The sequence below is a fragment of the Cellvibrio sp. QJXJ genome, assembly GCF_024452345.1.
In the GTDB taxonomy this organism is placed as follows: Bacteria; Pseudomonadota; Gammaproteobacteria; order Pseudomonadales; family Cellvibrionaceae; genus Cellvibrio.
Genome location: NZ_CP101662.1, coordinates 1069853 through 1095301 on the forward strand (window position 1 = coordinate 1069853; position 25449 = coordinate 1095301).

At 50.2% G+C, this 25449-nt stretch carries 25 protein-coding genes; all 25 read right to left on the reverse strand.

All coding sequences use genetic code 11. The features are described 5' to 3' along the window. Positions 1–37: 37 nt before the first annotated feature. Entirely contained in the window at positions 38–919 is an 882-nt protein-coding gene (gene motD, locus NNX04_RS04580) for a flagellar motor protein MotD (RefSeq protein ID WP_007640926.1), read from the reverse strand. Between the two features lie 11 nt (positions 920–930). Continuing rightward, complete coding sequence (locus NNX04_RS04585) at positions 931–1680, reverse strand: flagellar motor protein (RefSeq protein ID WP_007640924.1); 750 nt, start codon at positions 1678–1680, stop codon at positions 931–933. Continuing rightward, positions 1680–2825, reverse strand: a complete 1146-nt coding sequence (locus tag NNX04_RS04590; RefSeq protein ID WP_007640923.1) for a protein-glutamate methylesterase/protein-glutamine glutaminase — start codon at positions 2823–2825, stop codon at positions 1680–1682. Before NNX04_RS04590 ends, NNX04_RS04585 begins: the two co-directional genes overlap by 1 nt. An 84-nt stretch (positions 2826–2909) precedes the next feature. Then, positions 2910–5195 carry a chemotaxis protein CheA gene (locus NNX04_RS04595; RefSeq protein ID WP_261947659.1) on the reverse strand — a complete coding sequence of 762 codons (2286 nt, stop codon included), beginning with the start codon at positions 5193–5195 and terminating at the stop codon, positions 2910–2912. Between the two features lie 26 nt (positions 5196–5221). After that, positions 5222–6025, reverse strand: a complete 804-nt coding sequence (locus NNX04_RS04600) for a protein phosphatase CheZ (RefSeq protein ID WP_151057549.1) — start codon at positions 6023–6025, stop codon at positions 5222–5224. Positions 6026–6059: 34 nt separating this feature from the next. Next, positions 6060–6443: a chemotaxis response regulator CheY gene (gene cheY, locus NNX04_RS04605; protein WP_040391671.1), complete on the reverse strand. Its 384-nt coding sequence runs from the start codon at positions 6441–6443 to the stop codon at positions 6060–6062. A gap of 197 nt (positions 6444–6640) precedes the next feature. Further along, positions 6641–7384, reverse strand: a complete 744-nt coding sequence (locus tag NNX04_RS04610) for an RNA polymerase sigma factor FliA (RefSeq protein ID WP_007640910.1) — start codon at positions 7382–7384, stop codon at positions 6641–6643. 124 nt (positions 7385–7508) lie between these two features. Continuing rightward, entirely contained in the window at positions 7509–8333 is an 825-nt protein-coding gene (locus NNX04_RS04615; protein WP_007640909.1) for a MinD/ParA family protein, read from the reverse strand. A 173-nt stretch (positions 8334–8506) separates the two neighbouring features. Then, positions 8507–10072 carry a flagellar biosynthesis protein FlhF gene (flhF, locus tag NNX04_RS04620; RefSeq protein WP_261947660.1) on the reverse strand — a complete coding sequence of 522 codons (1566 nt, stop codon included), beginning with the start codon at positions 10070–10072 and terminating at the stop codon, positions 8507–8509. Positions 10073–10128: 56 nt separating this feature from the next. Continuing rightward, positions 10129–12351 (reverse strand): flagellar biosynthesis protein FlhA, encoded by a 2223-nt coding sequence (flhA, locus tag NNX04_RS04625; protein WP_151057543.1) that lies wholly within the window; start codon positions 12349–12351, stop codon positions 10129–10131. Positions 12352–12456: 105 nt separating this feature from the next. Then, entirely contained in the window at positions 12457–13611 is a 1155-nt protein-coding gene (gene flhB, locus NNX04_RS04630) for a flagellar biosynthesis protein FlhB (RefSeq protein WP_261947661.1), read from the reverse strand. A 33-nt stretch (positions 13612–13644) separates the two neighbouring features. Further along, positions 13645–14430 (reverse strand): flagellar biosynthetic protein FliR, encoded by a 786-nt coding sequence (gene fliR / locus NNX04_RS04635; RefSeq protein WP_007640904.1) that lies wholly within the window; start codon positions 14428–14430, stop codon positions 13645–13647. Positions 14431–14462: 32 nt separating this feature from the next. Further along, on the reverse strand, positions 14463–14735 hold the full coding sequence (gene fliQ, locus NNX04_RS04640; protein WP_040391667.1) for a flagellar biosynthesis protein FliQ: 273 nt from the start codon (positions 14733–14735) through the stop codon (positions 14463–14465). Positions 14736–14745: 10 nt separating this feature from the next. Next, entirely contained in the window at positions 14746–15606 is an 861-nt protein-coding gene (gene fliP / locus NNX04_RS04645; protein ID WP_007640900.1) for a flagellar type III secretion system pore protein FliP, read from the reverse strand. A 4-nt stretch (positions 15607–15610) separates the two neighbouring features. Continuing rightward, complete coding sequence (gene fliO / locus NNX04_RS04650) at positions 15611–16210, reverse strand: flagellar biosynthetic protein FliO (RefSeq protein WP_261947662.1); 600 nt, start codon at positions 16208–16210, stop codon at positions 15611–15613. A gap of 8 nt (positions 16211–16218) precedes the next feature. Continuing rightward, complete coding sequence (fliN, locus tag NNX04_RS04655) at positions 16219–16623, reverse strand: flagellar motor switch protein FliN (RefSeq protein WP_007640894.1); 405 nt, start codon at positions 16621–16623, stop codon at positions 16219–16221. Then, complete coding sequence (gene fliM / locus NNX04_RS04660; RefSeq protein WP_007640893.1) at positions 16613–17668, reverse strand: flagellar motor switch protein FliM; 1056 nt, start codon at positions 17666–17668, stop codon at positions 16613–16615. The genes fliN and fliM overlap by 11 nt, the downstream gene beginning before the upstream one ends. Positions 17669–17678: 10 nt before the next feature. After that, positions 17679–18236, reverse strand: a complete 558-nt coding sequence (locus NNX04_RS04665) for a flagellar basal body-associated FliL family protein (RefSeq protein ID WP_261947663.1) — start codon at positions 18234–18236, stop codon at positions 17679–17681. Positions 18237–18471: 235 nt separating this feature from the next. Beyond that, on the reverse strand, positions 18472–19923 hold the full coding sequence (locus NNX04_RS04670) for a flagellar hook-length control protein FliK (RefSeq protein WP_261947664.1): 1452 nt from the start codon (positions 19921–19923) through the stop codon (positions 18472–18474). 95 nt (positions 19924–20018) lie between these two features. Continuing rightward, entirely contained in the window at positions 20019–20351 is a 333-nt protein-coding gene (locus tag NNX04_RS04675) for an Hpt domain-containing protein (protein ID WP_261947665.1), read from the reverse strand. 24 nt (positions 20352–20375) lie between these two features. Then, complete coding sequence (locus NNX04_RS04680) at positions 20376–22085, reverse strand: ATP-binding SpoIIE family protein phosphatase (protein WP_261947666.1); 1710 nt, start codon at positions 22083–22085, stop codon at positions 20376–20378. 53 nt (positions 22086–22138) lie between these two features. Next, on the reverse strand, positions 22139–22444 hold the full coding sequence (locus NNX04_RS04685) for an STAS domain-containing protein (protein WP_007640872.1): 306 nt from the start codon (positions 22442–22444) through the stop codon (positions 22139–22141). A 189-nt stretch (positions 22445–22633) separates the two neighbouring features. Next, a complete protein-coding gene (gene fliJ, locus NNX04_RS04690) occupies positions 22634–23086 on the reverse strand; it encodes a flagellar export protein FliJ (RefSeq protein ID WP_261947667.1) in 453 nt (150 codons plus the stop codon). Positions 23087–23125: 39 nt separating this feature from the next. Continuing rightward, positions 23126–24511: a flagellar protein export ATPase FliI gene (fliI, locus tag NNX04_RS04695; protein WP_261947668.1), complete on the reverse strand. Its 1386-nt coding sequence runs from the start codon at positions 24509–24511 to the stop codon at positions 23126–23128. Positions 24512–24516: 5 nt separating this feature from the next. Further along, positions 24517–25392: a flagellar assembly protein FliH gene (locus NNX04_RS04700; RefSeq protein WP_151057528.1), complete on the reverse strand. Its 876-nt coding sequence runs from the start codon at positions 25390–25392 to the stop codon at positions 24517–24519. Between the last annotated feature and the right edge of the window lie 57 nt (positions 25393–25449).

Below are 25449 nucleotides of genomic sequence, written 5' to 3' on the forward strand. Positions count from 1 at the left end.
AGGGGGAATAACGACGAAAGCAGGTTGTTTATGGGGTTTAATTTAGAGAAGAGGCGCTAGACGAGGTAGCTGCTGGTTCGACTTGTACTTTAGGACGATCCATTTTGCGCTTGGCAATCATGATAGCAACGCGGCGATTTTGCGCCCTACCCTGTTCAGAGCTATTGGGAGCAATGGGCTGATACTCGCCATAACCAACTGCTGACAAACGCTCTGGTGCAACACCATTTGCAGCCAAATGCTTAACAATGGCGCTGGCCCGCGCGGTAGACAACTCCCAGTTGGTGGGATACTTGGCGCTATTAATAGGAATATTATCGGTGAAGCCTTCAACCTGCACCGGGTTAGAATAACCCGCCAGGATCGCTGCAATTTCATCAAATATTTTGCGCGCCTGTTCACTGGTATCCGCACTGCCGGACGAAAATAAAATGCTGTCTTTTAATTCGATTTGCAACCACAACTCATTGCTGGACACCTGAATAAGCTGCTCAGTAATCAAGGGGGCAAATTTTTCAGATACCAAATCAGAAATTTGCGTTAATTCATCACTGGTTTTTATTTTAGTATCAGGCTGTTCAGCAACTTCATTCGCGGCGCCTTGAGAGTTATCCACAATTGTCGGCACTTGCTCGTCAACCTGCTCCGCATCGCGCACGGAGTTATCCATATTGATGGGAGATATTAAATCATTTGCCGGCGCAGACTGATCTGCTGGCTCAGTATTGGATTGGGCATCCGTTGGTTTATGGAAGGCCTCAATGAAAGTGTCGGACAAGACGCGATACTTGCTGTCATTTACTTGGGAGATGGAATACATAACCACAAAAAATGCAAACAGCAGCGTAATGAAATCAGCGTAAGAAATCAGCCAGCGCTCGTGATTTACGTGAATATCTTCTCTTCTGCGGCGAACCATAAGAGCGCTTCTCAGTTAAGCGGATGCAAATAGCCGTTTAATTTCATTTCAATTGAGCGGGGATTCTCACCATCGGCAATCGCAATAATGCCCTCAATAATCAATTCACGATATTGGGAATTTTCATTCACACACATACGCAATTTATTAGAGATAGGAATAAATACCAGATTTGCCAAGGCGACGCCGTAAATGGTCGCCACAAATGCAATCGCAATACCAGGCCCCAAGGTCGCAGGATCGGCCAGATTATTCATCACATGAATCAAGCCCATTACCGCGCCGATGATGCCGATTGTCGGTGCATAGCCGCCCATAGATTCGTAAAATTTAATTGCATCAAAATCGCGCTGTTCGTTTACGATTAAATCCGTTTCCAAAATACGGCGAATAACTTCTGGCTCATTGCCATCAACCAATAGCTGCAAGCCTTTTTTCGCAAATTTATCTTTTTCACGCTCGGAAATTTCTTCCAGCCCAAGCAGGCCGTCTTTGCGCGCCGCTGCGGCCCAGCGCACAATATTGGCAATACCTTGTTTAAAGGGAACATAGGGCGGTTTAAAAACCCACACCACAATTCTTAGGGCACGGCGCAAATTTATTTTTGACGTTTGCAACATGGCTGCACCCAAGGTACCGCCAAGCACAATAAATGCGGCAGGCCCATTCAACAAAGTGCCAATGCCACCGCCTTCCAAAAAGTTACCGCCGATAATTGCCGCAAACGCGATAATGACGCCGATAATACTCAGGAGATCCATTACATAACCTCTCTCACCAAACGCGGCCCAATATCCTTCAGGCTTAGCACTTTATCGGTTAACCCGGCGCGTGCAACCGCCATTGGCATACCATAAATTACACAACTCGCTTCATCTTGTGACCAAAGTGACGAGCCTGCATCCTTTAATAAACGCGCACCATTACAACCATCCGACCCCATACCGGTTAATACCACGCCCAGTACTTTATCGGCATAGTTATTGGCAGCAGAACCAAAAGTGATATCCAAAGAAGGTTTGTAATTGACGCGCTCATCATCCGGCAATATCCGCACCGAACCGCCGTTGCGCTTATCGAGCATTAATTGTTTTCCGCCCGGTGCAAGTAACGCCAAACCGGGTTGCAATTGATCGCCATCCACCGCCTCACGCACGCGGATATGGCACTGTTTGTTGAGCCGCTCGGCAAATGCTTTAGTGAAGTTTTCCGGCATATGCTGCACCAGCACAATAGGCAAAGGAAAATTGGCGGGCAACGCCATTAACACTTCGGCCAGAGCAACTGGCCCGCCGGTGGACGCGCCAATGACCAAAAGTTTGGGTTTATTTTTGAGACGGTAATTATCAGATCCAGATGGCCTTGCCGGCTCATCTTGGACTGGCGACACAGGGCGAGCGGCAGGCGCCGGTGCGGCAATAGGTCTGAAAGATGACGAGCTGCTCGCTGACGCGGGCACAGGCGCGGGTGACGCTGTAGTAGCAACTGGCGGTGGGACTGAGCGATTGCCGGAGCCAGCGAGGGTAATCAATCGCTCATGTAATTTTTTCTTGAGCACCTCGGAGTTTCGCGAGACCTCGGCAAAATCTTTGGGAATAAAATCGAGTGCGCCGGCTGCCAAGGCATCCAGCGTAATTTTGGCACCTTCATAGGTGAGCGATGAAAACATCAAGATGGGGACGCGACGGTTGGACATGATGTGCTTGATAGCAGTCACACCATCCATCACCGGCATTTCAAAATCCATAGTGATAATGTCAGGCTTTAACTCAGCTGCTTTATCAATAGCCTCGCGTCCATTGCTTGCGATACCAACAACTTTTAATTCCGGGTGCTCATTAATAATATCTTTCAAACGATGCTGAAAGAAATTTGAATCATCAACCACTAATACCCGGAAAGGCATCTATCACACTCCGCAAGGGAAAAATATTTAACAGACATTTTGCTGGCATGTGTAGCGTTCACCGCAGCAGGGTCACGCTGAAGATTAACTGTGTCCCCAGCTGGTGGAACCCTTGGCGTAGCGACGCAAAAGGCTGGGAATATCCAAAATTAACGCGATAGTGCCGTCGCCGGTAATAGTGGCCCCAGCCATGCCTGGGGTACCTTGCAACATTTTGCCCAAAGGTTTAATCACCACCTCTTCCTGACCAATCAATTGATCCACCACGAAACCAACACGGCGCGAACCAACGGTAACTATCACCACGTGAGCGTTGTCAGGACGATGACCAAACGCATTTTTAACCAGCCAATCTTTCATATAAAACAATGGAATTGCCTGATCACGAATAGCGACGCAATCCTGCCCATCCACTATATGGCTCTTGGTGAGATCCATGTGGAAAATCTCATTCACACTCACCAGCGGAAAAGCGAAAGTTTGTTGGCCGAGCATAAACATGAGGGTTGGCATAATCGCCAGCGTCAGCGGTACTTTAATAATAAAGCGCGTGCCTTTACCCAACTCGGATTTAATTTCGACGGTGCCGTTAAGCTGGGTGATTTTGGTTTTCACCACATCCATTCCCACACCGCGACCGGACACATCTGAAATTTCTTTTTTGGTAGAAAACCCTGGTGCAAATATTAAATTGTAGGCTTCAGTGTCAGACAAACGATTGGCGGTATCTTCATCAAACATCCCTTTTTCCACCGCGATACGACGCAATTTAACCGGGTCCATGCCGGCACCATCATCGCTAATCGACAATAGAATATGATCGCCTTCCTGCTCTGCAGAAAGCACAACTTGTCCAATGCGGGACTTGCCATTCGCTTCGCGCACATCAGGGAATTCAATGCCGTGGTCAACCGAGTTGCGTACCAAGTGAACCAGCGGATCGGCTAATGCCTCTACCAGATTTTTGTCCAGATCGGTTTCTTCACCGACTAATTCCAAATTAATTTCTTTGCGCAAACTACGCGCCAAATCGCGCACCACACGGGGAAAGCGGCCAAATACTTTTTTGATTGGCTGCATGCGGGTTTTCATGACCGAGGTCTGCAAATCGGCGGTAACTACATCCAAATTTGCTACTGCTTTTACCAGGGCTTCATTGGTAGAGCCGTTACCCAACCGCACCAAGCGATTGCGGACCAACACCAGCTCACCCACCATATTCATAATGTCATCAAGGCGCTGGGTATCCACACGAACGGTAGTTTCAACTTGCGGCGCTTCTTTATCTGCTGCCGGCATAGCGGGAGCAGTCGCTGCGGCTGGTTTTGGCGGCTCTACCTTCTTGACTGCAGGTGCTGGCGAAACAGGTTTAGCAGCCTCTGGTTTAACCTCAGGAGCAGGCGCTGGCTTTGTTGCGACAGGTGCGGGAGTTGCCGCAATGGATGCTCCTGTGCCAGGGCCTTTACCCTTGCCGTGCAGCTGATCCAGTAGTGCATCAAACTCATCATCGCTGATCAAGTCACCCGAACTTTTTGCAGGCTCGGGCGCAACAGCAGCAGCTGGCGCTGGTGCATCGACAACAACGCCCGGCCCTTTACCTTTGCCATGCAATTGATCGAGCAGCGCTTCAAATTCGTCTTCTGAGATTTCGTCACCACCACCGACCGCTGTGGATGCTACAGGAGCCGGGGCTGGTGTCGGGGCAGCAGCCTGAACACCTGGCCCCTTGCCTCTGCCATGCAATTGATCGAGCAGCGCTTCAAATTCATCTTCAGAAATATCATCGCCACCACCGGATACAGTGGCGACAGGTTCAGCCAAAGGCGCAGAGGCCGCAGTCGCGGCAGGAACCCCGGCGATGGCATCCAACAATTGTTCAAATTCAGCGTCCGTAATGTCCCCAGAGGCAACTGCCGTAGTCTCCGGATTAGCAACCGCTGTTTCCGCAGTTGCTGCTCCTGCTGCACTTTCGTTGAGGTCTTCGCAAGAAACCAATCGCTCAAGCGAGGCAATTAACGCAGGGTCCACCGGTGGTAGTTCTTCGCGCTGGGATACCAATTCAAATTGCTGATTAACCATGTCGAGTGCTTCAAGCACTACGTCCATTAATTCAGAGGTAACCGCACGTTTGCCGTTGCGCAAAATATCAAACAGGTTTTCGGTGAGATGGCAGCATTCCACCATAGGAGTGAGCGCCAGAAAACCGGCCCCCCCTTTTACGGTATGGAACCCGCGAAAGATTGCATTGAGCAGATCTTTGTCTTCAGGGCGCTGCTCCAGGTCAACCAATTGCTGGCTGAGGCGTTCGAGAATTTCACCCGCCTCTACCAGAAAATCCTGGAGGATATCCTCGTCATCACCAAAACTCATTCAACGTTCCTCGAGTGACCTACAGCTTAGAAACCAAGACTTGATAACAAATCATCAACGTCATCTTGCCCGGATACTACATCTGCGCGCTCTTTGTTAATTTGTGGCCCTTCGGCTTCAGTTTTACGCTTGTGCATAATTTCCATATCGTGTGCGACAACTTCGCGATCATCTGCAAGCCCGGCAATTTCTTCGACCTGCCCAGCAATGCGCACCAAGCTGACAAGGTCTTTTTCAACATCATTGATCAAACCGATAACACGTTTTAATACTTGACCGGTTAGATCCTGAAAGCCTTGCTCCAACACAATATCTTGCAAATTCTTACTGAGTTGTTCAGTACCGGTGACCATTTGCCCGAGGAAAATATCCATGCGCTCGTACAACTGGCGAAATTCATCGGCATTCATTTCACGGCGTTTTAACCGCGCCCATTCACTGCGTAAACTATTTGCCTCTTGCCCCAAATTCATGGCGATAGGCGCAGCCTCATCGACAACGTCCATGGTTTTTTCGGCCGCTTTTTGCGTTAGTTCAATCACATAATTGAGCCGATTGGACGCATCATGAATATCAGACTTGGCAATCTTGGGCGGCTCTTTGGTTAGGTCGGCATCCACATTGAAATTGACAATTGCATTGTGCAAACCGCGTGTCAGGCGCCCTACCGATTGAAAAATATGGCGATCACGCGATTGGGTAATGGTTTGTATCAAGAGCGATGCTTCTTCAATCTCATTGCCCTGCAGTTTTTCCGCAAGCAATTTGGCGCACTCTCTCAATTCGACAACAAACTCACTGTTGAACGATGTTTGGGTTTCAGATGCCATGGCAGAGCCTTATTTATTATTTAATCGACGGTGATTAACCGACCCGATCAAAGATCTTTTCAATTTTTTCCTTCAGCGCCTGCGCTGTAAATGGCTTAACGACATAGCCGTTTACGCCAGCTTGAGCCGCCTCAATAATCTGATCGCGCTTAGCTTCTGCGGTCACCATTAATACTGGCAAGGTGCGCAACTTTTCGTCTGCACGTACCGCTTTGAGCAAATCGATACCGGTCATGCCCGGCATATTCCAGTCAGTGACCAGAAACTGGAAATCGCCATTTTTGAGCATCGGCAATGCCGTTACGCCATCGTCTGCTTCGTGGGTATTGGAAAACCCCAAATCCCGCAGCAAGTTTTTGATGATCCGCCGCATTGTTGAAAAGTCATCAACAATCAGGATTTTCATGTTCTTATCCAACGCAACCTCCAATTACCCAGAAGGGAATTTTATTAATTCATAGTCTAGTAGGAGTTAAAGCTTCGGCCAGTGGCGGCGCGTAAATCTTCAACTTTTACTGCAAATCATAGCGCAAATTGTTGTATTTACAGACTAATTTGCGATTCTGCTGGCAACGGCGAGCAAACCACACTGCCCTTGGCTGTTTTTCACCCAGTTTACGCGGGCTGCCAACCACCAAGGCGGTGGCGCAAACGCGCGGCTGCCTGGCTGTGAATCTGACTAACCCGGGATTCACTAACACCAAGCACCAAGCCAATTTCTTTGAGATTTAATTCCTGATCGTAATAGAGGGCGAGCACCATGCGCTCACGTTCGGGAAGCAAGGCAATCGCCTCGGCCAAAGCTTTTTTTAACCCATCCCGCTGAACCCCTTCAAACGGGCTAACAAAAGCACTGCTGTGTTCGGACGCGTCGATATTGCTGTCTTCTTCACCGAAGGTCTCTTCATAACTGAATAACCGGCTACCGTTGGAGTCTTGCAGCATTTCAAAATATTCTTCCAGCGATACCTCTAGTTCAGCAGCGACCTCGGCGTCGGTCGCATCGCGCCCGGTACGCGCCTCGACGGCGGCAACGGCACGCGCAACACGGCGCGCATTGCGGTGCACTGAGCGGGGCACCCAATCGCCACGACGCATTTCATCAACAATTGCTCCGCGAATGCGAATACCGGCATAGGTTTCAAAACTGGCACCGCGGGATGCATCGTATTTTTGTGATGCTTCGATCAAGCCAATCATGCCCGCTTGAATCAGATCATCTACCTGCACAGACGCAGGCATACGCATCATCATGTGGTAAGCAATGCGCTTTACCAGCGGAGCAAAGTCTTCAACATTGATTTGCGCATCGAGCAAGGTCTTTTTATCGTACATGGCTAAACCATTGACTGCGGCCATCGAACACCTTTTGTTTAGCAAAAACTGCCGTGATTATTGGCAACCCTGCCTCACTTTCTCGTGAGTAGCGATTCATAACGCTAGTCACACACCAATGTCTATGCAACTGCGTATGCGAATATTGCTAACGCGCATTCGCGGCCTGCAACAAGCGCTCGACAAAAAACTCCAGGCGCCCGGTGGGAGAATATGGCAGCGGCCATTTATCGACTGCTTGGGCCAACGCACGTATTGCCACTGCCGCCTTGGAGGCAGGGGCAAACTCCAACAAGGCTTTTTGTTTTTGCACGGCTTTACGCACATTTTCGTCAAAGGGAATTTGGCCTACAAACTGGAGTGTGACATCCAGAAAGCGCTCACAAACGGTATTGAGTTTGTTGAACATATTCATGCCTTCCTGTTGGGTGCGCGTCATATTGGCGACCACACGGAAGCGCTGCATTCCATATTCTTTGTTTAATAATTTGATAAGGGCGTAGGAATCGGTGATGGAAGAAGGTTCATCGCACACGACAATAATGACTTCGTTGGCGGCGCGCACAAAACTAACCACGGTATCCGAGATACCCGCGGCCGTGTCTATCACCAAAATATCCACTTGATCGGAAAGTTCATTGAAGGCATTGATAAGCCCCACATGCTCGGCGCTGCTCAACTCCGCCATACGCTGTACACCCGAGGATGCCGGAACAATTTTTACACCGGCGGGGCCAGTGACCAACACATCGCTGAGCGAATGAGTGCCGGCGAGAACATCCGCAAGGGTATGGGTGGCGCGAATGCCGAGCAATACATCCACATTGGCGAGGCCTAAATCAGCATCGAGCAGTACAACTCGACGGCGCAATTCAGCCAGGGCAATACTCAGGTTGACGGAAATATTGCTCTTACCTACTCCGCCTTTACCGCCGGACACAGCGATAACTTGTACTGGTCGCACTTGGCTCATCTACACGTAACTCCAAACATATTCTTCTTAAGTGTGCCGGGGTTGGCGCCAGAAAACTGGCGGTACGGTTTGTTGGCACTCTAATGGTGAACTGAGTATAGATAGGGATTAGAAAAAGATCCGATTAATTTCAGTTTCACTGTAAAAATCATAGGGTTATAGCTTTTCTTTGGCTAAGAAACCGCCGTTTCTGAACTGGTTTTCAGCAATGCCACCGCTCTGGCAACCAACTGATGCGCCCGCGCCACCTCCAAATTTTTAGGAATGTCCTGGCCATCGGTGGTGTAGGCAACGGGCAAACGGCTTTGCATCACCACACCCAGAGCCTCACCGATACTGGCGGTTTCGTCCAACTTGGTGAGAACACAGCCCTGCAAGCGCGCCGCGCCATAGGCGTGAACCGAGGCTTTGAGCATTTGCGCCTGACTATTGGACGACATCACCAAATAGGTTTTTACCTGTGGTTGGTCGGCCAAAGCATTGAGCTGGGCTTTTAAATGTGGGTCGCCGTGGCGGAAACCAGCGGTATCGATCAACACCAAGGAACAGTGACGCAGGCTGCGCAATACCGTATCCAGCGGATTAGCTTCATCCACAACACGCACTGGTACGCGCAGAATACGTGCCAGTGAGCGCAGCTGGTCGTGCGCGGCAATACGGTAAGTGTCGGTAGTAATAATCGCCACTTTGTCTGAACCATGCTGCATGACATAACGTGCAGCCAGTTTGCCAATGGTGGTGGTTTTACCCGAACCGGTGGGGCCTACAAACGCAAAGATTCCGCCTTGATCAACAATGTCGCGGCCATTGATGGGTAGCTGATGTGCGAGGTTTGCCAAGGCATCGGGCCAGGCTTCGCTCAGGGTTTTGGTTTTCGTACAGGCATTAATCACCTTGGCAACTACGTCTTTGGGCAAGCTCAAACGCTCCAGGCGACGGGCAATGCTGGCCAAAATCGGGGAATCGCTCGCAATGGTTTGTTTACCACTAAGGCGATCCAATTGCTGTTCCAGCAACAAACGCATATCGGCAATTTCTGCCTGCAGGTTATTAAGCTGGGTATTTTGGTCGAAGGTATCAATATTTGGGGTAATTGATACAGGTGCTGCTTTCTCTTTGGTCAGCAAAGCATCGATTTTTGCATCCTGGGCATTGCGAGTATTACTGAGCAGTGCTTCGCGAAATGACGCTGCCTCGGGAGTTAAATTACGCTCTTTGACTGCGGGCACAGGATCAACCAGCGGATAGCGCTCGGCGGCGCTCATGCCTTTTTTAGGGGGGCTTGCTGGCGCAGTTGCATGACGGGGAATGCCGGCATTCACTACCGTATTCTTACCCACCATAAACTCTTTGGCGGATTCTTCTGCTTTGCGCGCGGCAATCATACGCAGACGGGCACGCTCTATGTCGTCCGCTAATTGGGCGCCGGTTTTGCCGACGTTCGGGTGATCAGGAATCTGGGTGATCACCGGGGCAACTTTGCGAGTCGGTTGACGCTCCAGTATCCGGGGAGATATATCGCCATCACTCAATAGCGGCTCGCTCGACGCAAAGGTCGACTCGGCAAAGGGGCGCGTTTGCAGTTGTTTTAGCTCGTAGTCAGAGCCCATGGTGGTGAGCAACTCAACCCCCTCCGGGATACGGTTGCTGGAGAGAATGATGGCATCTGGCCCCAATTCCTGGCGAACCAATTCCAACGCACGACGCATATCAGCCGCTACGAAACGTTTGACTTGCATACTCAACTCCCGCCCGGGGTGGGCCACCTGGTTAACGATTAAATTGACTTAACACATCAGTTGTTTTTGTCGGCGCCAACACTGGCCTCGATACTGATCTGTTTGTTGTCAGGCACTTCGGTATAAGCCAGTACCCGCATATCCGGAACGCTGTGACGAACAAAGCGGGACAGCATGGGGCGCAAGGGTGCGGCAACCAAAAGAACCAGCGGTTTGCCTGCCATTTCCTGCTTCTGGGCTGCATTAATCAATGACTGTTGCAACCTGTCTGCCAAGCCCGGCTCAATAAACGCACTGTCATCAGCGCCAGCTTTTTGTGCCTGCTGAACGGTATTTAGCAATAACTGTTCCAAACTAGGCTCAAGCGTGATTACAGGCAGGTTGCGCTCGTTGCCAATGATGTTTTGGACGATTTGACGGCACAGCGCCACCCTTGCCATGGCCGTCAAAGCGGCGGGATCTTGACTCTTTATCCCACTGCCCGCCAAGGCTTCGGCGATGGAACGAATATCGCGAATCGGCACCCGCTCGCGCAGCAGGTTTTGCAACACCTTGAGCAGCGCGTTGATGCTCAGCGTGTTGGGCACCAACTCCTCCACCAATTTGGGCGATGATTTCGCCAGCATATCCAACAGCTTTTGCACGTCCTCGTGGCCGAGCAACTCAAAGGTATGCTGCTGCAGAATTTGATTGAGATGCGTCGCCACCACCGTACTCGGGTCAACCACGGTATAACCCAGAGTTTGCGCCTGCTCGCGTTGGTTAGGGTTGATCCAGATGGCATCCAACCCAAAGGCGGGATCTTTGGTTTTTAACCCCTCCAGCGAACCAAAAACCTGCCCGGGATTAATCGCCAATTCACGATCTGGGTAGACATCAGCCTCGGCCATGGACACACCCATCAGGCTAATGCGATAACCCGTGGGGTTAAGGTCAAGATTGTCGCGAATGTGCACCGACGGAATAAGGAAGCCCATTTCCTGCGACAGTTTTTTGCGAACACCTTTGATGCGACCCAGTAATTCGCCACCCTGGTTTTTATCCACCATCGGAATCAAGCGATAGCCAACTTCCAAACCGATCACATCGACAGGCTGTACATCGTCCCACCCCAACTCGGGCGCCTCGGGAGTACCGGCTGGCAATGCGGGCGTCATACGCTGCGGCGCAATGGTCGCCCCACCCTGCCCACCGCCTGGTGCATCACCAGCCAAGCGAGTACCTGCGGGAATAAAAGAATTGTCCTCAACGGCTGCAGGCTGCTGTTTACGCCAGTGGATGTAATAAGCAAGGCCGACACAAATAGAACCCAAACCCAAAAAGGCAACGTGCGGCATACCGGGAATCAACCCCATCACGATCAGCATGATTCCCGAAACAGCTAAAGCTTTAGGGGCCGCAAACATCTGACTGACTACCTGCGCCCCCATTTCATGGGCACTGTTAACGCGAGTCACCAAAATCGCCGAGGCTACCGACAGCAACAGTCCGGGAATTTGTGCAACCAGACCATCGCCAATAGTGAGGATGGTGTATTTTTCAAAGGCTTCGCCAAATGGCAAATCATGCTGGGCCATACCAATCGCCAAGCCACCAAAAATATTGATAAACATAATCATGATGCCTGCAACCGCATCACCGCGAACAAACTTGCTCGCACCGTCCATCGCGCCGTAAAAATCCGCTTCGGAAGAGACTTCCTGACGACGGGTACGCGCCTGATCCTGATCGATCAAACCCGCGTTTAAATCCGCATCAATCGCCATTTGTTTGCCGGGCATTGCATCCAGGGTAAAACGCGCACTCACTTCGGAAATACGGCCCGCACCCTTGGTTACCACCACGAAGTTGATGATCATCAAAATGATGAACACCACAATACCCACCGCCAAATTTCCGCCAATAACTACATGACCAAAAGCTTCAATTACTTTCCCCGCTGCATCGCCTCCGTTATGACCTTCAAGTAAAACTACGCGAGTGGAGGCAACGTTCAAGCCGAGGCGCAACAGGGTGGCAATAAGAAGAATCGCGGGGAATGCGGCAAAATCCAGCGGGCGCATGGCATACACAGACACCAGCAACACAACGAGCGCCAGGGCAATATTGAAGGTAAAAAACATATCCAATAGCAGCGGCGGAATCGGCAAAATAATCATCGCCAACAGCATCATTAGCAAAATGGGAATTCCCAAATTGCCACGCCCCATACCGCGCAATGAACCCAGCGCGGCTCTGCCGTTGAAGTTATTCAGTTGGTTAAACGATGGTAAGGCCATAAGCACGGATTCTTGACGGTGAAATCATTTACCTGTGCTTATCGCAAGAAGTGTACCGATTCATAACAATTGCTTAAAAAAGTACAACGATAAAAAGTGCAGCGATTAATCCACCTCACCCGAGGCGTTGTAACGCAAGTCGCGCGGGACGTTGATGTTGCGGGGGTAAGCGGGCCTGTCGCCCTTGCCTTTGCGGTAATTGCGCAGCTGGAATACGTATGCCAATACCTGGGCAACTGCGAGGTACAGGCCGGAGGGAATTTCCTGATCCACTTCGGTGGTGTAGAAAATCGCGCGCGCCAATACCGGCGACTGAATAATTTCAATATTGTGCGCTTTAGCGATTTCGCGAATTTTTAGCGCGGTGTGATCGCCACCTTTGGCAATCATCAGTGGCGTTTCCATGGTTTCGGGGTCGTATTTTAACGCGACCGAAAAGTGTTCCGGGTTGGTGATGATCACATCGGCTTGCGGCACATTGGACATCATGCGGCGCTGCGCCATTTCGCGCTGCAATTGGCGAATACGGCCTTTGACTTCAGGTTTACCATCCGTATCTTTGGATTCGTCTTTTTGATCCTGCCGCGACATTTTTAATTTTTTGTTGTATTCAAAAATCTGAATCGGCACATCAATCGCCGCAATCGCAATGGTAGTCGCGCAGAGTGCAATGGTGGCGAGGATAGATATTTCCAATGAATGAATGATGGCGACATTGGTGCTTTCATCCACCAAGCGAAACATGTCTTGCGCAAAAAACTTCAGGATAAAAATAGTGCCGCCCAAAATAACCAGTACTTTGGCAAGCGCTTTTAATAATTCAATGAGGGATTTCACCGAGAACATCCGCTTGATACCCGCGATAGGGTCCATGCGGTTGAGTTTTGGCTCCACGGCTTTGGTGCTGTAATTCCACCCACCCAATGCGATAGGGCCAACAATGGACGCAACAAGTAATAAAACCATTAAGGGCGCAATACTAAACAGGCCGTCGTAAATAGCCGCCGCAAGGTGGGCGATCATGGCATTGGGGTCGTAAATAGCCGCGCGCGTGAGGGTAAAACTTTCACGGCTAATGCCAATCAGTTTGTTGCCCATAAATTCTGCAAAAACATACAGGCCTATGGCCGCCACCATTAACACTGCCGTAGTAGTAAGGTCGCGCGAGCGGGGAACCTGCCCCTCTTCGCGCGCCTTCTCAAGTTTTCGGGCACTGGCCTCTTCCGTTTTTTCCTGGCTGCTGTCGTCATCTTCGGCCATAGGTTGCTCCTATAAAACCCTAAGGGGCAGCCCCTAAGGAGTTAGTGCCAAAGTACGCAGCACACCTATGCCCTCTTCCATAATGTCAAAATACACTGGCAGGAAGTTGGCGAAGGTAAACCACATTAAAATAAAACCGAGAATAAGCGTGATGGGAAAACCCACCGTAAATACGTTCATCTGTGGTGCTGAGCGGCTCATCACACCAAATGACATATTTACAATTAATAGCGAGGTAAACAGTGGCAAGGTAATTAACAGGGCCGCACTGAATAACCAGGAACCCATACCCACAATAGTCGCAAAGTGCGCACTATTTATACCCGCACCACCGATAGGAAACGTAGTAAAACTATCCACCATTAATTGCAAAACGACTAAATGGCCATTAACACTGAGAAATAGCAACGTGGACAAGAGCAAATAAAACTGCGACAAAATAGTCACGCTCACGCCACTGGAGGGATCATTCATCGCCGCAAAACCCAAACCCATTTTCATTGCAATAAACTGCCCGGCCAATACAAATACGTGCATTACCACCTGCATACAAAACCCGAGGGCGAGGCCAATTAACACCTCTTGAATCACCATCATAAAACCCTGTGCCGATAAAAAAGACACGACGGGCGCTGGTGGCAATACGGGCACCAGAATGATTACCGTGAACAGCGACAAAATAATACGCACCCGCGCAGGTACTGTACGTGCACCAATAACTGGTACCGCAAAGTAAAACGCACTAATGCGCAGTAACGGCCAGATATACTGACCGATAAATTGCATAAGTTGTTCTTCGCTGATAATCAGTTCTTGCATATGGGCAAATCGCTATGGAAGGTGGTTTTGCGCTAACCGATAAGGCTGGGCACGCTGGAGAACAAACGGTTAAATAAATCCATAAATTTATTAAGTAACCAAGGACCAGCAATCATCAGGGTAATAATAGTGACGATCAAACGCGGCAAAAAACTCAGTGTCTGCTCGTTAATTTGGGTTGCCGCCTGAAACATACTCACCACCAACCCCACAATCAAACCGGGGCCGATAATCACTAATAACATCAAAATAGTGAGATAAAAGGCTTCGGCAAATAAATCCATGACGACTTCGGGCGTTAGCATAAATCCTCCGTCACACGCCGTAACTGGCAGCAAGTGTACCCACAATCATCGCCCAGCCATCCACCAACACAAACAGCATAATTTTAAACGGCAGGGAAATAATCAGCGGTGACAACATCATCATGCCCATGGCCATCAATACACTGGCCACCACTATGTCGATCACCAAAAAAGGAATGAAAATAATAAAACCAATTTGAAACGCGGTTTTTAATTCGCTGATGATAAATGCCGGTACCAAAATGCTAAACGGTGTTTCCTCTGGCGTGGCGATAGGCGGGTGTTTTGCAATGCCCATAAACAGCGAAATATCCGACTCGCGGGTTTGCGCGATCATGAATGCATGAAACGGTGCGGCCGTTTTTGCCAGCGCTTCCTGTGCACCAATTTGCTGATTGATGTAGGGCTGGAGCGCATCCTGATTCACTTTGTTTAATACCGGCTGCATGATAAACAAGGTTAAGAATAGTGCGAGACCAATCAAAATTTGGTTTGACGGCGACTGCTGCAAACCCAGCGCCTGACGCAAAATAGAAAACACGATAATAATCCGCGTAAATGAAGTCATCATCATCAATAATGCCGGCAAAAATGTCAGCGCCGTCATGATGGCGAGAATTTGCAGCGTTACTGTGTACTCTTGCGTGCCATTCGGATTGGTTTTTACCGTCAGTGCAGGCAAACCTGGAATAGCAGGTAGGCTGCCAACATTACTCGGCGATACTTGTGTTAAGGGTAAACCACCCGCTGTTGGATCTGCCACATTGGGCGTATTGGTTTGCGCCAATGCAGTGCCCGCCAACAACAGTAGAAATAATATGGCGATTGTATTTAACAAGTGCCGGAATTGATTGTGCCACTGAGCATTCATAAGACTACCTTGTTGCCGAATCGTCGCTGTTATTATTTTTTCCGCCGGTCGCACCAGAAGATTTTTGCTGCAAAATTGTCATTAATTTACGACTAAAATCTGAAGTACCTGGCTCCCTTTCCGGCAACACTACGGGTTCATTAAACACATGCAAGGTATTAATTGCCGCGGCAGTTATGCCCAAGAGCAACTGTTGCCCGCCAGCTTCAATTAACACTATGCGCTCGCGAGTCCCCAAAGGCATTGTTGCGATAATTTTAATGTGTTGATTCTGGGTAAAGCCGCCCTGACCAAAACGTTTTACAAACCAGGAGATGGCAAAGATCAACACAATAATGCCAAACAGCGCCATAACCACACTTACCAAATGGCGGCCACCGCCAATAGGTGTAGCGTTAATCGCCGCCGGGCTTGTTGCAACCGGTGTTGTTGCGATTGATGTTGTAGCGGATGTTGTTGTAGGGGATGTTGCGTTTGATTGTATGGGCGATGCAGTTGCAGCGACGGGTGCATCGCTTGCGGGATCGGCATAAGCGTACAGCGCTATGCAACATAGCCCCGCACACAGCAACCGTTTTAAGTTCATAAACAATGCGGGGCTCATGGTATTTCCTAACGCAATTTTTTAATGCGCTCTGCGGGGCTAATCACATCGGTCATACGAATACCGAATTTTTCATTGACCACAACTACTTCACCGTGCGCGATCAAAGTGCCGTTAACTAATACATCTAACGGCTCACCAGCAAGGCGATCCAATTCAATCACCGAACCTTGATTGAGCTGTAATAAATTGCGGATGGTAATTGAGGTGCGCCCTACTTCCATGGAAATAGAAACAGGAATATCCAAAATCACATCCAGATCAGGGCTACCCGCTGCTTGCTTGAGCGGTTCGTTTTTTAATTCGTCAAAAGTAACCGCATTAGCCATAGCCTCATCCACATCGGCCTGTTCAGCCATCGCCGCAGCCCAATCGTCCGCCATTGAATCCTGATCGATATCATCACTTGCCATTTTTTTCACCCTTAGAAGCCGCGTGGCTTTCGCCTTTCATAGTTGCGATTTGTTCTGCCTTAGTGCCCGTAATATTGTAAGCACTACTGCGATCAATAAATTCACGAATTTTCAACGAGAGAAAACCGTTGGACTGCCCCAATTGCGTTCTGAACATGGGCACACCATTCGCCGTAAGTACGTGATAATCCGGGAACTCTACGGGAATAATGTCGCCTTCTTTTAAATCCACAATATCGCGCAAGGTAATATCGCGGCGCACTATGTCGCATTCCAAATCTACTTTGGCGGAGAGCACATCTTCGCGCAGCGCTTTTTCCCAGCGTTCATCATGTTCATCGCTATCGCTTTGTAAACCGGCATCCAATACTTCGCGAATGGGTTCAATCATGGAGTAAGGCACAGTAATGTGCATTTCACCCCCACCCCCATCCAGTTCAATATGGAAAGTGCTGACCACCACTACTTCACTCGGGCTAACAATATTGGCGAGTGATGGGTTTACTTCCGAGTGCACATATTCAAAATTGATGGGGAAAACGGCTTTCCAGGCTTCGGTTAAATCCACAAACGCCTGATTCAATACCATTTGCACCACCCGCAATTCCGTTGGCGTAAATTCGCGGCCTTCAATTTTTGCGTGACGGCCATCGCCACCAAAAAAATTGTCCACTAATTTAAATACCAAACGCGCATCCAGAATAATTAATGCCGTACCGCGCAGCGGGCGAAACTTCACCATATTTAAACTGGTAGGCACATAAAGTGTGTGCACGTATTCGCCAAACTTTTGAATTTGCACGCCGCCAACCGAAACATCGGCGGTGCGACGCAACAGGTTGAACATACTGATGCGAGTGTAACGCGCAAAACGTTCGTTGATCATTTCCAGCGTAGGCATACGCCCACGCACAATACGATCCTGACTGGTCAGGTCATAGGTTTTGACCGTACCCGGTTCTATGTCCGAGTCGGTATCTATATCGCCGTCATCGACACCATGAAGGAGCGCGTCAATTTCGTCTTGCGAGAGTAAATCTTGCACGGCGGTTTCCTTATTGCATTACAAAATTGGTGAACAGAACTTGCTCAACCGTCGCGAGCGGGACTTCTTTCTCGGGGTCGCTGGCAGCCAGTGCATCCTGTTCTTTTTTTAGCAGTGTTTGAATAACTACCAAGGAGTCGGCTTTAAGTTGCTCTTTACCTTCCGGCGTTTGCAACTCATCAAAATTTTTATTGCTTAACAACATCACCAAGCCGTTGCGAATAGCGGGCATGTGCAGGGTTAATAAACTTTCCAATGCCGGGTCGCGGTATAAAAGTGTAATCGCTGCCTGTAGATAACGCTGACGACCGTTAACGGTAAAGTTAATGGTGAAATTGGGGGTCATTTCAAAATAAATAGCCGGAGCTAAGGTAGGTGCAGGTGCTTCATCAGCGGCTGGAGTTTCGGCGGCGGGTGGTGACAACATTTTAAGCGCAATCACAGTCCCCCCCACAGAAAGCGTAACCAGTGCCACAGCCACACCAATCATCAATAGGAGTTTTTTCTTTTTCTTGGTTGCATCGGCATCAGCGCCGGCATCGTTTGCTTTTTTGGGGGCCTGAGCCATGTCAAAACTCCGTCACTTTCTTGGGCTAATAGCGGACTTAAAAGGGGTCGAGCAATACTTATGCCAGTATCGCCCTAGGAAGCTTAGCAGTGGAACCGGGCTTTGCGAAGTTTAGCGCGGGAAATAGCCTATAAAAGCGAGAAAAAACAATGCGCTAGCGTGCGCCCTGAATCAGGGGCACACGCCAGAATGCTTATGCAATGGAGGATTGAGTGTTTAAGAAAGAAAGTTTGGATCAGGCGTAATGATCCACCAAGCGATTAGACACAAGTATCGAACTGGTTAATGGCGCAAGCTCCTCATCCTCTGCAGCTGATGTTTCATTTTTTCTCGATTCACCCCGCTCCTGATCTTGCTGGGCAAACGATTTATCCGAGACATCAACATCCACCAGATTTAACCCCTGTTCCGAAAACATCTCGCGCAAGCGGTTTAATTGTTGATCCAATACTTCGCGCACCGCAGGGTGAGGACTGGTGAAGCTGACGTTTACCTGCTCCTGATTAACGCTGACTCTCACCTGCATCGGCCCCAGCTCGGGTGGGTCGAGGCGAATTTCTGCTGCACTGACATTTTGCGCCGCCAGCCATAACACCCGCTCACCTACCGCCTGACCCCATTGCGGTTGCCCAAGAGTGACCGGCACACCGGTTTGCACCACAAAACTTCGTGCCGCCGGTGACTGGGCTTCATTCAAGCGACTGAGCGCCTCCACGGCAGGAGCCGCAGCAGTTAATGCCTTGGGCAAATCCCCTGCCGGTGAGCCTTTATCCAGCGAGCTGGCACTGGCTTCAGCCAGCTTGTTCATAATGGTTTTGGCGTTCAGTAACAGCAAATCGGGGTTATCTGACACCTCCCCATCAGCCACTAACAATTCTGAATCACCCTCTTGTGAAAGCGCCAAGGTTTCCCCTTCCGCCATCAACTCAGGGGTTAGCAAGTTTGTAGATACGCCATTATTAGCCAGCGGTGTTAGGGGTGACGCTGCAGTACCACTGAGGAGCGTACCAGACATAGCTGCCAACTGATTAGCAAATGCTGGAGGCAATATCACCTCAGTATCAGCTGCCGGGTTTAACACCCCCGCAAGCTGAAGCTCAGACAACAATTCCGGCGTAGTTTCAGCAAGCGAAATTCCCGGTTGTTCCAGGCTCAGCAGAAAACCCTCTATATTTTCTTCCAGCGGCAGGCTGGTAGCATCGGTATTTGTGACGATTAGCTGGTCATCAACCAATTCCGTTAGGAGCGCGGCTTCTGTATCTGTCGATAGTCCAGATGCTAACCCCTCCTCAACTAATACCTCTTCAGTGAGTTGCTCGCCCTCTGTAGCAGACACTTTCGCTTTAGGGGACTGATGGTCGTTAGTGGTTGAATGAGAGCTGTCGGAGGCAGGCGTTGTTGCTGCGGGACGCTCCTGGTGGTTATCGCTACGGGCGCGGGCTTGCGCAGGAATATCAGGCTTTGGTTCTTGCACGTCAGGGCGATGTGAATCGGTGCGCGCATGAGGTTCGGCACGGGCTGCCGTTGGTTCAGGCTTGCGGGCGGCAACTTTTGGCCGCAGCTGCTCCAGGGTATTTTGAAAGCCCTCAGCGGATGAGGTTTGGCGTTGGGGCTTGGCCGTTTTTTTGGGTGCTGTGCTGGCGTTGCTTGTAGCCAGCAGACTATCCAAGAGGTTGCCGTTATTCATCAATTACTCCTGACCTGATCGCGGCAAGGGTTTGCCGCAAGATCAACTAAATAGTTCGGTTCAGGAGGTGAATTGCAAGGTAGGTGCCAAACTGGCTAATCAAGAGCGCGTAACAGCTCCTGCACATGAGCGAACTCTTGTTCGATCTCTACAAGATCCCGCTCAAGCTGTTCAAAGTTATTGGCCATGGCTTTCTTTTCAAGGCTCAAACACAGGGTCATTAAGCGCAGCGCGCCAATGTTGCTGCTACTGCCTTTAAAACTGTGCGCGGCACGGCGTATAGGGTCCGCCTCTGTGCCGCTCACCACTTCACGCAATATTAAAATGCGGTCGTTGGAATCCTGAATGAAGGTGTCGATCAACAAGCCAAAATCGTCTTCCATAACTTGGCGCAGGGTATTCAGGGTTTCGTAGTCCAAATGTTCCATGGTTCGGCCGCTCGCACTTATTGGTTAATCATCACTTACCCAGGAAAAATCGACCTCGACAATGTTGCCAGAGCCAAGATAAGTAACCCTACCACAAAGTTTCTCCACCAGTGCGATACCCCGGCCACTGTAGCCAAAGGTTGATAAGGTGTTCACAGCACGCTCACGGTAATCAAAACCTTCACCACTATCCTCAATACGAACCTTTAACAAACCACCGTTCTCGTTGGTTTTGTGGGTGATGTGAATACGCACAAAACCATCAGCCACTGTGTTAATCCGCTCTTCGCGCAAGCGATAGTAATCGGCAAAGCCTTCTGCGGTGGATTTCAAGCTGGAGTCCAGCTTTAACACCCCGTGATCCAGAGCATTGGTATAAAGCTCGGCGAGAATGGTGTAGAGCGTGCTGCTAAACGCTCGCAGGCTGGGCACCTCCATCAATACATTCAACAACATAGGCAGAGGGTCAAATACTTTAAAGCTGGTGGGTTTTACTTCAAAACCCATCGCCCATTCAATTTCCGAATTGCCAAATTTATCGCTCGCTTCCTGCGCAAAGCTATTTACCCGCGCCGGCTCATCCATGCGGATTTCCAACAGCGAAAGATCGTCGTCCTTTTCATTGCTGCCAACAAATTGCTGAACGCTTTCGATAATGTCGTTAAACAAATTTTCCGGCTGGCGATTGTTGGTGAACACAGCTTGTAAGCGCTCCTCACCAAACATTTCACCCGCAGTATTACGCGCTTCGTGAATGCCGTCCGACCAGGCAAAAATGCGATCCTCTTTTTCAAGATCAAAGTATTCACAGTTATCTTTAAACGCCCGGTTAGACAACACCCCCAAAGGCAAGTGGGTGGATTTAACTACACTCATCCGGCGGTCTTTATGGTGATAAATAAAACAGTCCGGCAAGCCGCCATTCCAAATTTTCAAGTGTTTTTTGCGGAAATTAATATCCATGATTGTCGCGCAGCAGAATATGCCAACGGGCAGGATATTTTTTAGCTTGGCGTTTATCTCGCGCAAAATATCCGTCATGGAAAAACCTTTGGGCACCATCCCGTAAAAGGTAGACGCCAAGGGCATAGCGCCTATCGCAGCAGGCAATCCGTGACCGGTAAAATCGCCGAGCAAAACCATCATGCTGCCCGAGGGGCGCATGGCTGCCACTAATACATCGCCATTAAATACCGCGAGCGACGACAAAAAGTAACGCACGTTGCCCGCATTCAAACATCCACTGTGGGCGACATTATCAAACACGTGCTTGGCAACCGTTTGCTCCTGCAGCAAGCGATTGTTGTACTGCACAATTTGGTCGCGCTGGGTAAGCATAGTGCTATGCATTTCGCGCATGCGGTTAAAGGATTTGATCTTGGCTTGCAGAATGACGCGATTGTAGGGTTTGGAGAGAAAATCGTCGCCGCCGGCATCCAGGCACTGCACCAGCGATTCAGTATCAGACAGGGAGGTGAGAAAAATAATTGGGACTAATTCATCGCCCGCCAACTCTTTGATTTTACGCGCTGCACCAAAGCCATCAAGCTCCGGCATCAACGCGTCCAATAACACTATGTCGGGCTTTTCATCGGCGTAAACAGCGATAGCTTCAATACCGTTGCGTGCAGAAACCACACTATGCCCTTCCTTACGCACAATGCTTTCAAGAATCAGGCGGTCTGTATCTGTATCGTCAGCAACCAGAATTTTAAGACGGCGCACTTCATTCATAGGATCGCATCCATACAGCACATAAACCGCAGATCAAGAGAGGCAAAAAACCTTTACTGGATATCAAACAGTTGTTCAAAGTTAGAAATTAATAAAATCTTTTTCACATCGGGAGCGCAATTCACAATTTGTATATTGGACTGCTCTCCACCAGCGTAGTCGCGTAACAGCAACAACATGCCCAGCGCTGAACTATCCAGGTAGGAAGTACCCTGCAGGTCAACACGGTAGTGAATGGGGGTTTGGGTTAATTTTTCATACGCGCTGCGAAATTCCTGATGGGAACTGAAGTCGAAGCGACCTTGGATGTATATCGTGACTTGATTGCCATCAGGGGATACTGTTGACGTGATCGCCATGTCTTACCTCTTCAAAAAACGTCCGGACATTTCCAATTCAACAGCTCTTTTTGACGGTTGTTACGGAGCCAGAGGAGCTGTATTTGCTAAGGATAGACTATAAAACCACGCACCAAGGCCAAATTCATTTTTATTCCTGTGCGCGCCTATTCTTTGTCCAATTCATAACCTATTCAGAGGCTAGTGCCTTCAGGTGCTGTCCCGCTGGCGCTGCAACTGCTGCGCACTGAGGTCATCCAGCTCTTTTTGTAACAGCTTGTCGGCAATCAGGTTGTCCTCATGCTGCAACCGAACAATAAGTTCTTCAATCGACTTGCGCTTTTGATGCTTTACGCGCCACTGCTGCTGTAGCGATTCCAACAGCCTGGTCATACGCGCTACCTTGGCTTCCTGCTCAGTGCAGGCCTCATTCAAGCGATGGATAAAACTGCTGTAGTTGATTAATTCATGGGCGAGAATTCCCTCGCGCAGCGCGCCTTGGGCATTCAGGTATTGGGCGGCATAGTCGCGCAGCTCAACCAGTTGCCGCTGCTCCAGCACCAACTGCTCACGATACTGGCTCAGTTTGTTGGCGGCTTCATCCTCTTGTTTTTTGGCAAGGGACAACACCACCTGCATGCGTTTTGCGCGTGATTCAGCCATAGGTTATTCGCTTGGATTATCAGCCCGGATAAGGAGGCACTATTTGTTGCGATGCTGGGCCGCCAGTGGGCTGGCACCCTTGGAGTTGGCAGGCGGTTTGAGCAGCGCTTTCAGGTTGGCGATTGACTCAGGCATATGAACCCCCTGGCGAATCCCCTGCTGGATAAAGGCGCGCAAGTGCGGGAAACGCTCAATCGCCATGTCGGTTTCCGGGTCAGCACCCGGTGTATAAGCACCAATGGCAATCAAATCGCGATTTTGTTGATAGCGCGACAACAACTGCTTGAAGCGCTGCATCATTTTTAAATGCTCATCGTCCACGATATTTTGCATCGCCCGGCTGATAGAGGCCTCTACATCGATTGCCGGATAAACCCCCTCCTCCGCCAAGCGTCGTGACAATACCACGTGACCGTCAAGAATCGCCCGCGCCGAGTCGGCAATGGGGTCTTGCAAGTCATCACCTTCGGTTAACACGGTGTAAAACGCGGTGATAGAACCCTCGCCCTGCGCGGCATTACCGGCGCGCTCAACCAATTGGGGAATTTTGGCAAACACCGAAGGCGGATAGCCTTTCGTGGCCGGGGGCTCGCCAATCGCCAGTGCAATTTCACGCTGCGCCTGGGCAAAACGGGTGAGTGAGTCCATTAGCAACAACACATTCAAACCTTGATCGCGGTAATACTCGGCGATACGACTGGACAACTGCGACGCACGCAGGCGCATTAGGGGCGCATCATCGGCGGGGGATGCCACCACTACCGCACGGCGCAACCCCTCTTCGCCCAGGATATGGTCGATAAACTCTTTCACCTCACGACCACGTTCCCCGATCAACCCAACCACTACCACATCAGCGGTGGTAAAGCGGGTCATCATGCCCATAAGCACACTTTTACCCACGCCTGAACCGGCCATCAGCCCCAAGCGCTGACCGCGCCCGACGGTAATAAGGGCATTGATCGCACGCACACCCACATCCAGCGGTTCGCTGATCGGGTGACGCTGTAAGGGGTTTATTTCGCGGGGATTAAAATCGAGGAACTCATCGCCAATCAAAGGGCCTTTGCCGTCGAGTGGCTGGCCTATACCGTTCACCACACGCCCTAACAATTGCGGACCAATGCGCATACCCATTTGGGTGGCGACAGGTACTACCCGTGCGCCCGGCTGTAAACCTTCCACCCGTTTGATGGGCATTAAAAACACTTTATCGCCCGCGAAGCCCACCACTTCGGCTTCGATACGGCGGTTATCGCTATTGATAATTTCACATTGGCGACCGACGGATACGTTCAACCCCACCGCCTCCAGGGTCAAACCCACCGAGCGCGTAATCCGGCCTTCGGCCTGTGGCTCTGTAGGCGTGACTTTGCGCGGCGCATATCCGCGCAGGCGCGAACTGATTGACGAACGCTCAGCCATGGCGATCAGGCCTCATTGCCCGGTTCAGGAAGTGCCGAACCTTTTATCGAAGAACCTGCAGACTCGGCGGCGGAATGCGCATCAAGATAATCGTCATCTTCATCTGCATCGTCACCCGATGCCAATTGTTTACTCACAAACTGTTCCAGCAGGGTTTGCAAGCGAGTGGACACAGAAAAGTCCACCCGGCTCTCAGGCGTTTCTATACGGCAGCCACCGGGCAGTAATTCGCCATCGCCAAAAAATTGCCAGTCGAGTTGTTGTTCGGCGGCATAGGTTTCCACTGCCGCCAGGTCATCGGGATTCAGGCAGACACGAATATTTTTACTGCCGATGGGTAAGGCATTCACCGCACTTTTTACCAGTGCAGTGATATGGGAGGAGTCGGTTAAAAGCTCGCGCTGCACCACACTTTGGGTCAGGGTACAAATCACATCCAGCAACAGGTTTTCTACGTCGTCATCCTGTGCTGAAAGCGGCTCCAGTAAGGCGTTGGCCAACTTTTGAAAACGCTGTTGCTCCGCCACCAACTGCGCACGCATTTCCATCAAGCCCTGCTGGCGCCCCGCTTCAAAACCTTCGCTGTTGCCTTTGGCAAAACCTTCTTTGTGGCCTTGCTCAAAACCGTCTTTTTCGGCGCTATCAAAAATCGCCTGCATTTCTTCGGCGGTCATACCCACTTGCGGTGGGGCTTCTTGCGGAATTTCTACTGTCTCAATCGTTTCCTGTTCGCGACGCAATAACCGCTCACGGCGCTCACGGGCTTCTTTTTCGGCGGAGGATAACACCCGCCCATTATCCGACACCGGTGGCAGCACCCAGGCAGTAACGTTATCTGCATCCTCTGCGGCGATGCGATTGGGCAAGCTGTTTTCCGACATGGGTGACTCTCATTAACGCTGAATAGATACCCGCGCTCCCGGGTATGACAACAATTT

Bases quoted from the DNA above. Each gene is read 5' to 3' on its own strand.
- motD (WP_007640926.1), bottom strand. From the start codon at position 919: ATGGTTCGCCGCAGAAGAGAAGATATTCACGTAAATCACGAGCGCTGG.
- NNX04_RS04585 (WP_007640924.1), bottom strand. From the start codon at position 1,680: ATGGATCTCCTGAGTATTATCGGCGTCATTATCGCGTTTGCGGCAATT.
- NNX04_RS04590 (WP_007640923.1), bottom strand. From the start codon at position 2,825: ATGCCTTTCCGGGTATTAGTGGTTGATGATTCAAATTTCTTTCAGCAT.
- NNX04_RS04595 (WP_261947659.1), bottom strand. From the start codon at position 5,195: ATGAGTTTTGGTGATGACGAGGATATCCTCCAGGATTTTCTGGTAGAG.
- NNX04_RS04600 (WP_151057549.1), bottom strand. From the start codon at position 6,025: ATGGCATCTGAAACCCAAACATCGTTCAACAGTGAGTTTGTTGTCGAA.
- NNX04_RS04610 (WP_007640910.1), bottom strand. From the start codon at position 7,384: ATGGCCGCAGTCAATGGTTTAGCCATGTACGATAAAAAGACCTTGCTC.
- NNX04_RS04615 (WP_007640909.1), bottom strand. From the start codon at position 8,333: ATGAGCCAAGTGCGACCAGTACAAGTTATCGCTGTGTCCGGCGGTAAA.
- flhF (WP_261947660.1), bottom strand. From the start codon at position 10,072: ATGCAAGTCAAACGTTTCGTAGCGGCTGATATGCGTCGTGCGTTGGAA.
- flhA (WP_151057543.1), bottom strand. From the start codon at position 12,351: ATGGCCTTACCATCGTTTAACCAACTGAATAACTTCAACGGCAGAGCC.
- flhB (WP_261947661.1), bottom strand. From the start codon at position 13,611: ATGGCCGAAGATGACGACAGCAGCCAGGAAAAAACGGAAGAGGCCAGT.
- fliR (WP_007640904.1), bottom strand. From the start codon at position 14,430: ATGCAAGAACTGATTATCAGCGAAGAACAACTTATGCAATTTATCGGT.
- fliQ (WP_040391667.1), bottom strand. From the start codon at position 14,735: ATGCTAACGCCCGAAGTCGTCATGGATTTATTTGCCGAAGCCTTTTAT.
- fliP (WP_007640900.1), bottom strand. From the start codon at position 15,606: ATGAATGCTCAGTGGCACAATCAATTCCGGCACTTGTTAAATACAATC.
- fliO (WP_261947662.1), bottom strand. From the start codon at position 16,210: ATGAGCCCCGCATTGTTTATGAACTTAAAACGGTTGCTGTGTGCGGGG.
- fliN (WP_007640894.1), bottom strand. From the start codon at position 16,623: ATGGCAAGTGATGATATCGATCAGGATTCAATGGCGGACGATTGGGCT.
- NNX04_RS04665 (WP_261947663.1), bottom strand. From the start codon at position 18,236: ATGGCTCAGGCCCCCAAAAAAGCAAACGATGCCGGCGCTGATGCCGAT.
- NNX04_RS04670 (WP_261947664.1), bottom strand. From the start codon at position 19,923: ATGAATAACGGCAACCTCTTGGATAGTCTGCTGGCTACAAGCAACGCC.
- NNX04_RS04675 (WP_261947665.1), bottom strand. From the start codon at position 20,351: ATGGAACATTTGGACTACGAAACCCTGAATACCCTGCGCCAAGTTATG.
- NNX04_RS04680 (WP_261947666.1), bottom strand. From the start codon at position 22,085: ATGAATGAAGTGCGCCGTCTTAAAATTCTGGTTGCTGACGATACAGAT.
- NNX04_RS04685 (WP_007640872.1), bottom strand. From the start codon at position 22,444: ATGGCGATCACGTCAACAGTATCCCCTGATGGCAATCAAGTCACGATA.
- fliJ (WP_261947667.1), bottom strand. From the start codon at position 23,086: ATGGCTGAATCACGCGCAAAACGCATGCAGGTGGTGTTGTCCCTTGCC.
- fliI (WP_261947668.1), bottom strand. From the start codon at position 24,511: ATGGCTGAGCGTTCGTCAATCAGTTCGCGCCTGCGCGGATATGCGCCG.
- NNX04_RS04700 (WP_151057528.1), bottom strand. From the start codon at position 25,392: ATGTCGGAAAACAGCTTGCCCAATCGCATCGCCGCAGAGGATGCAGAT.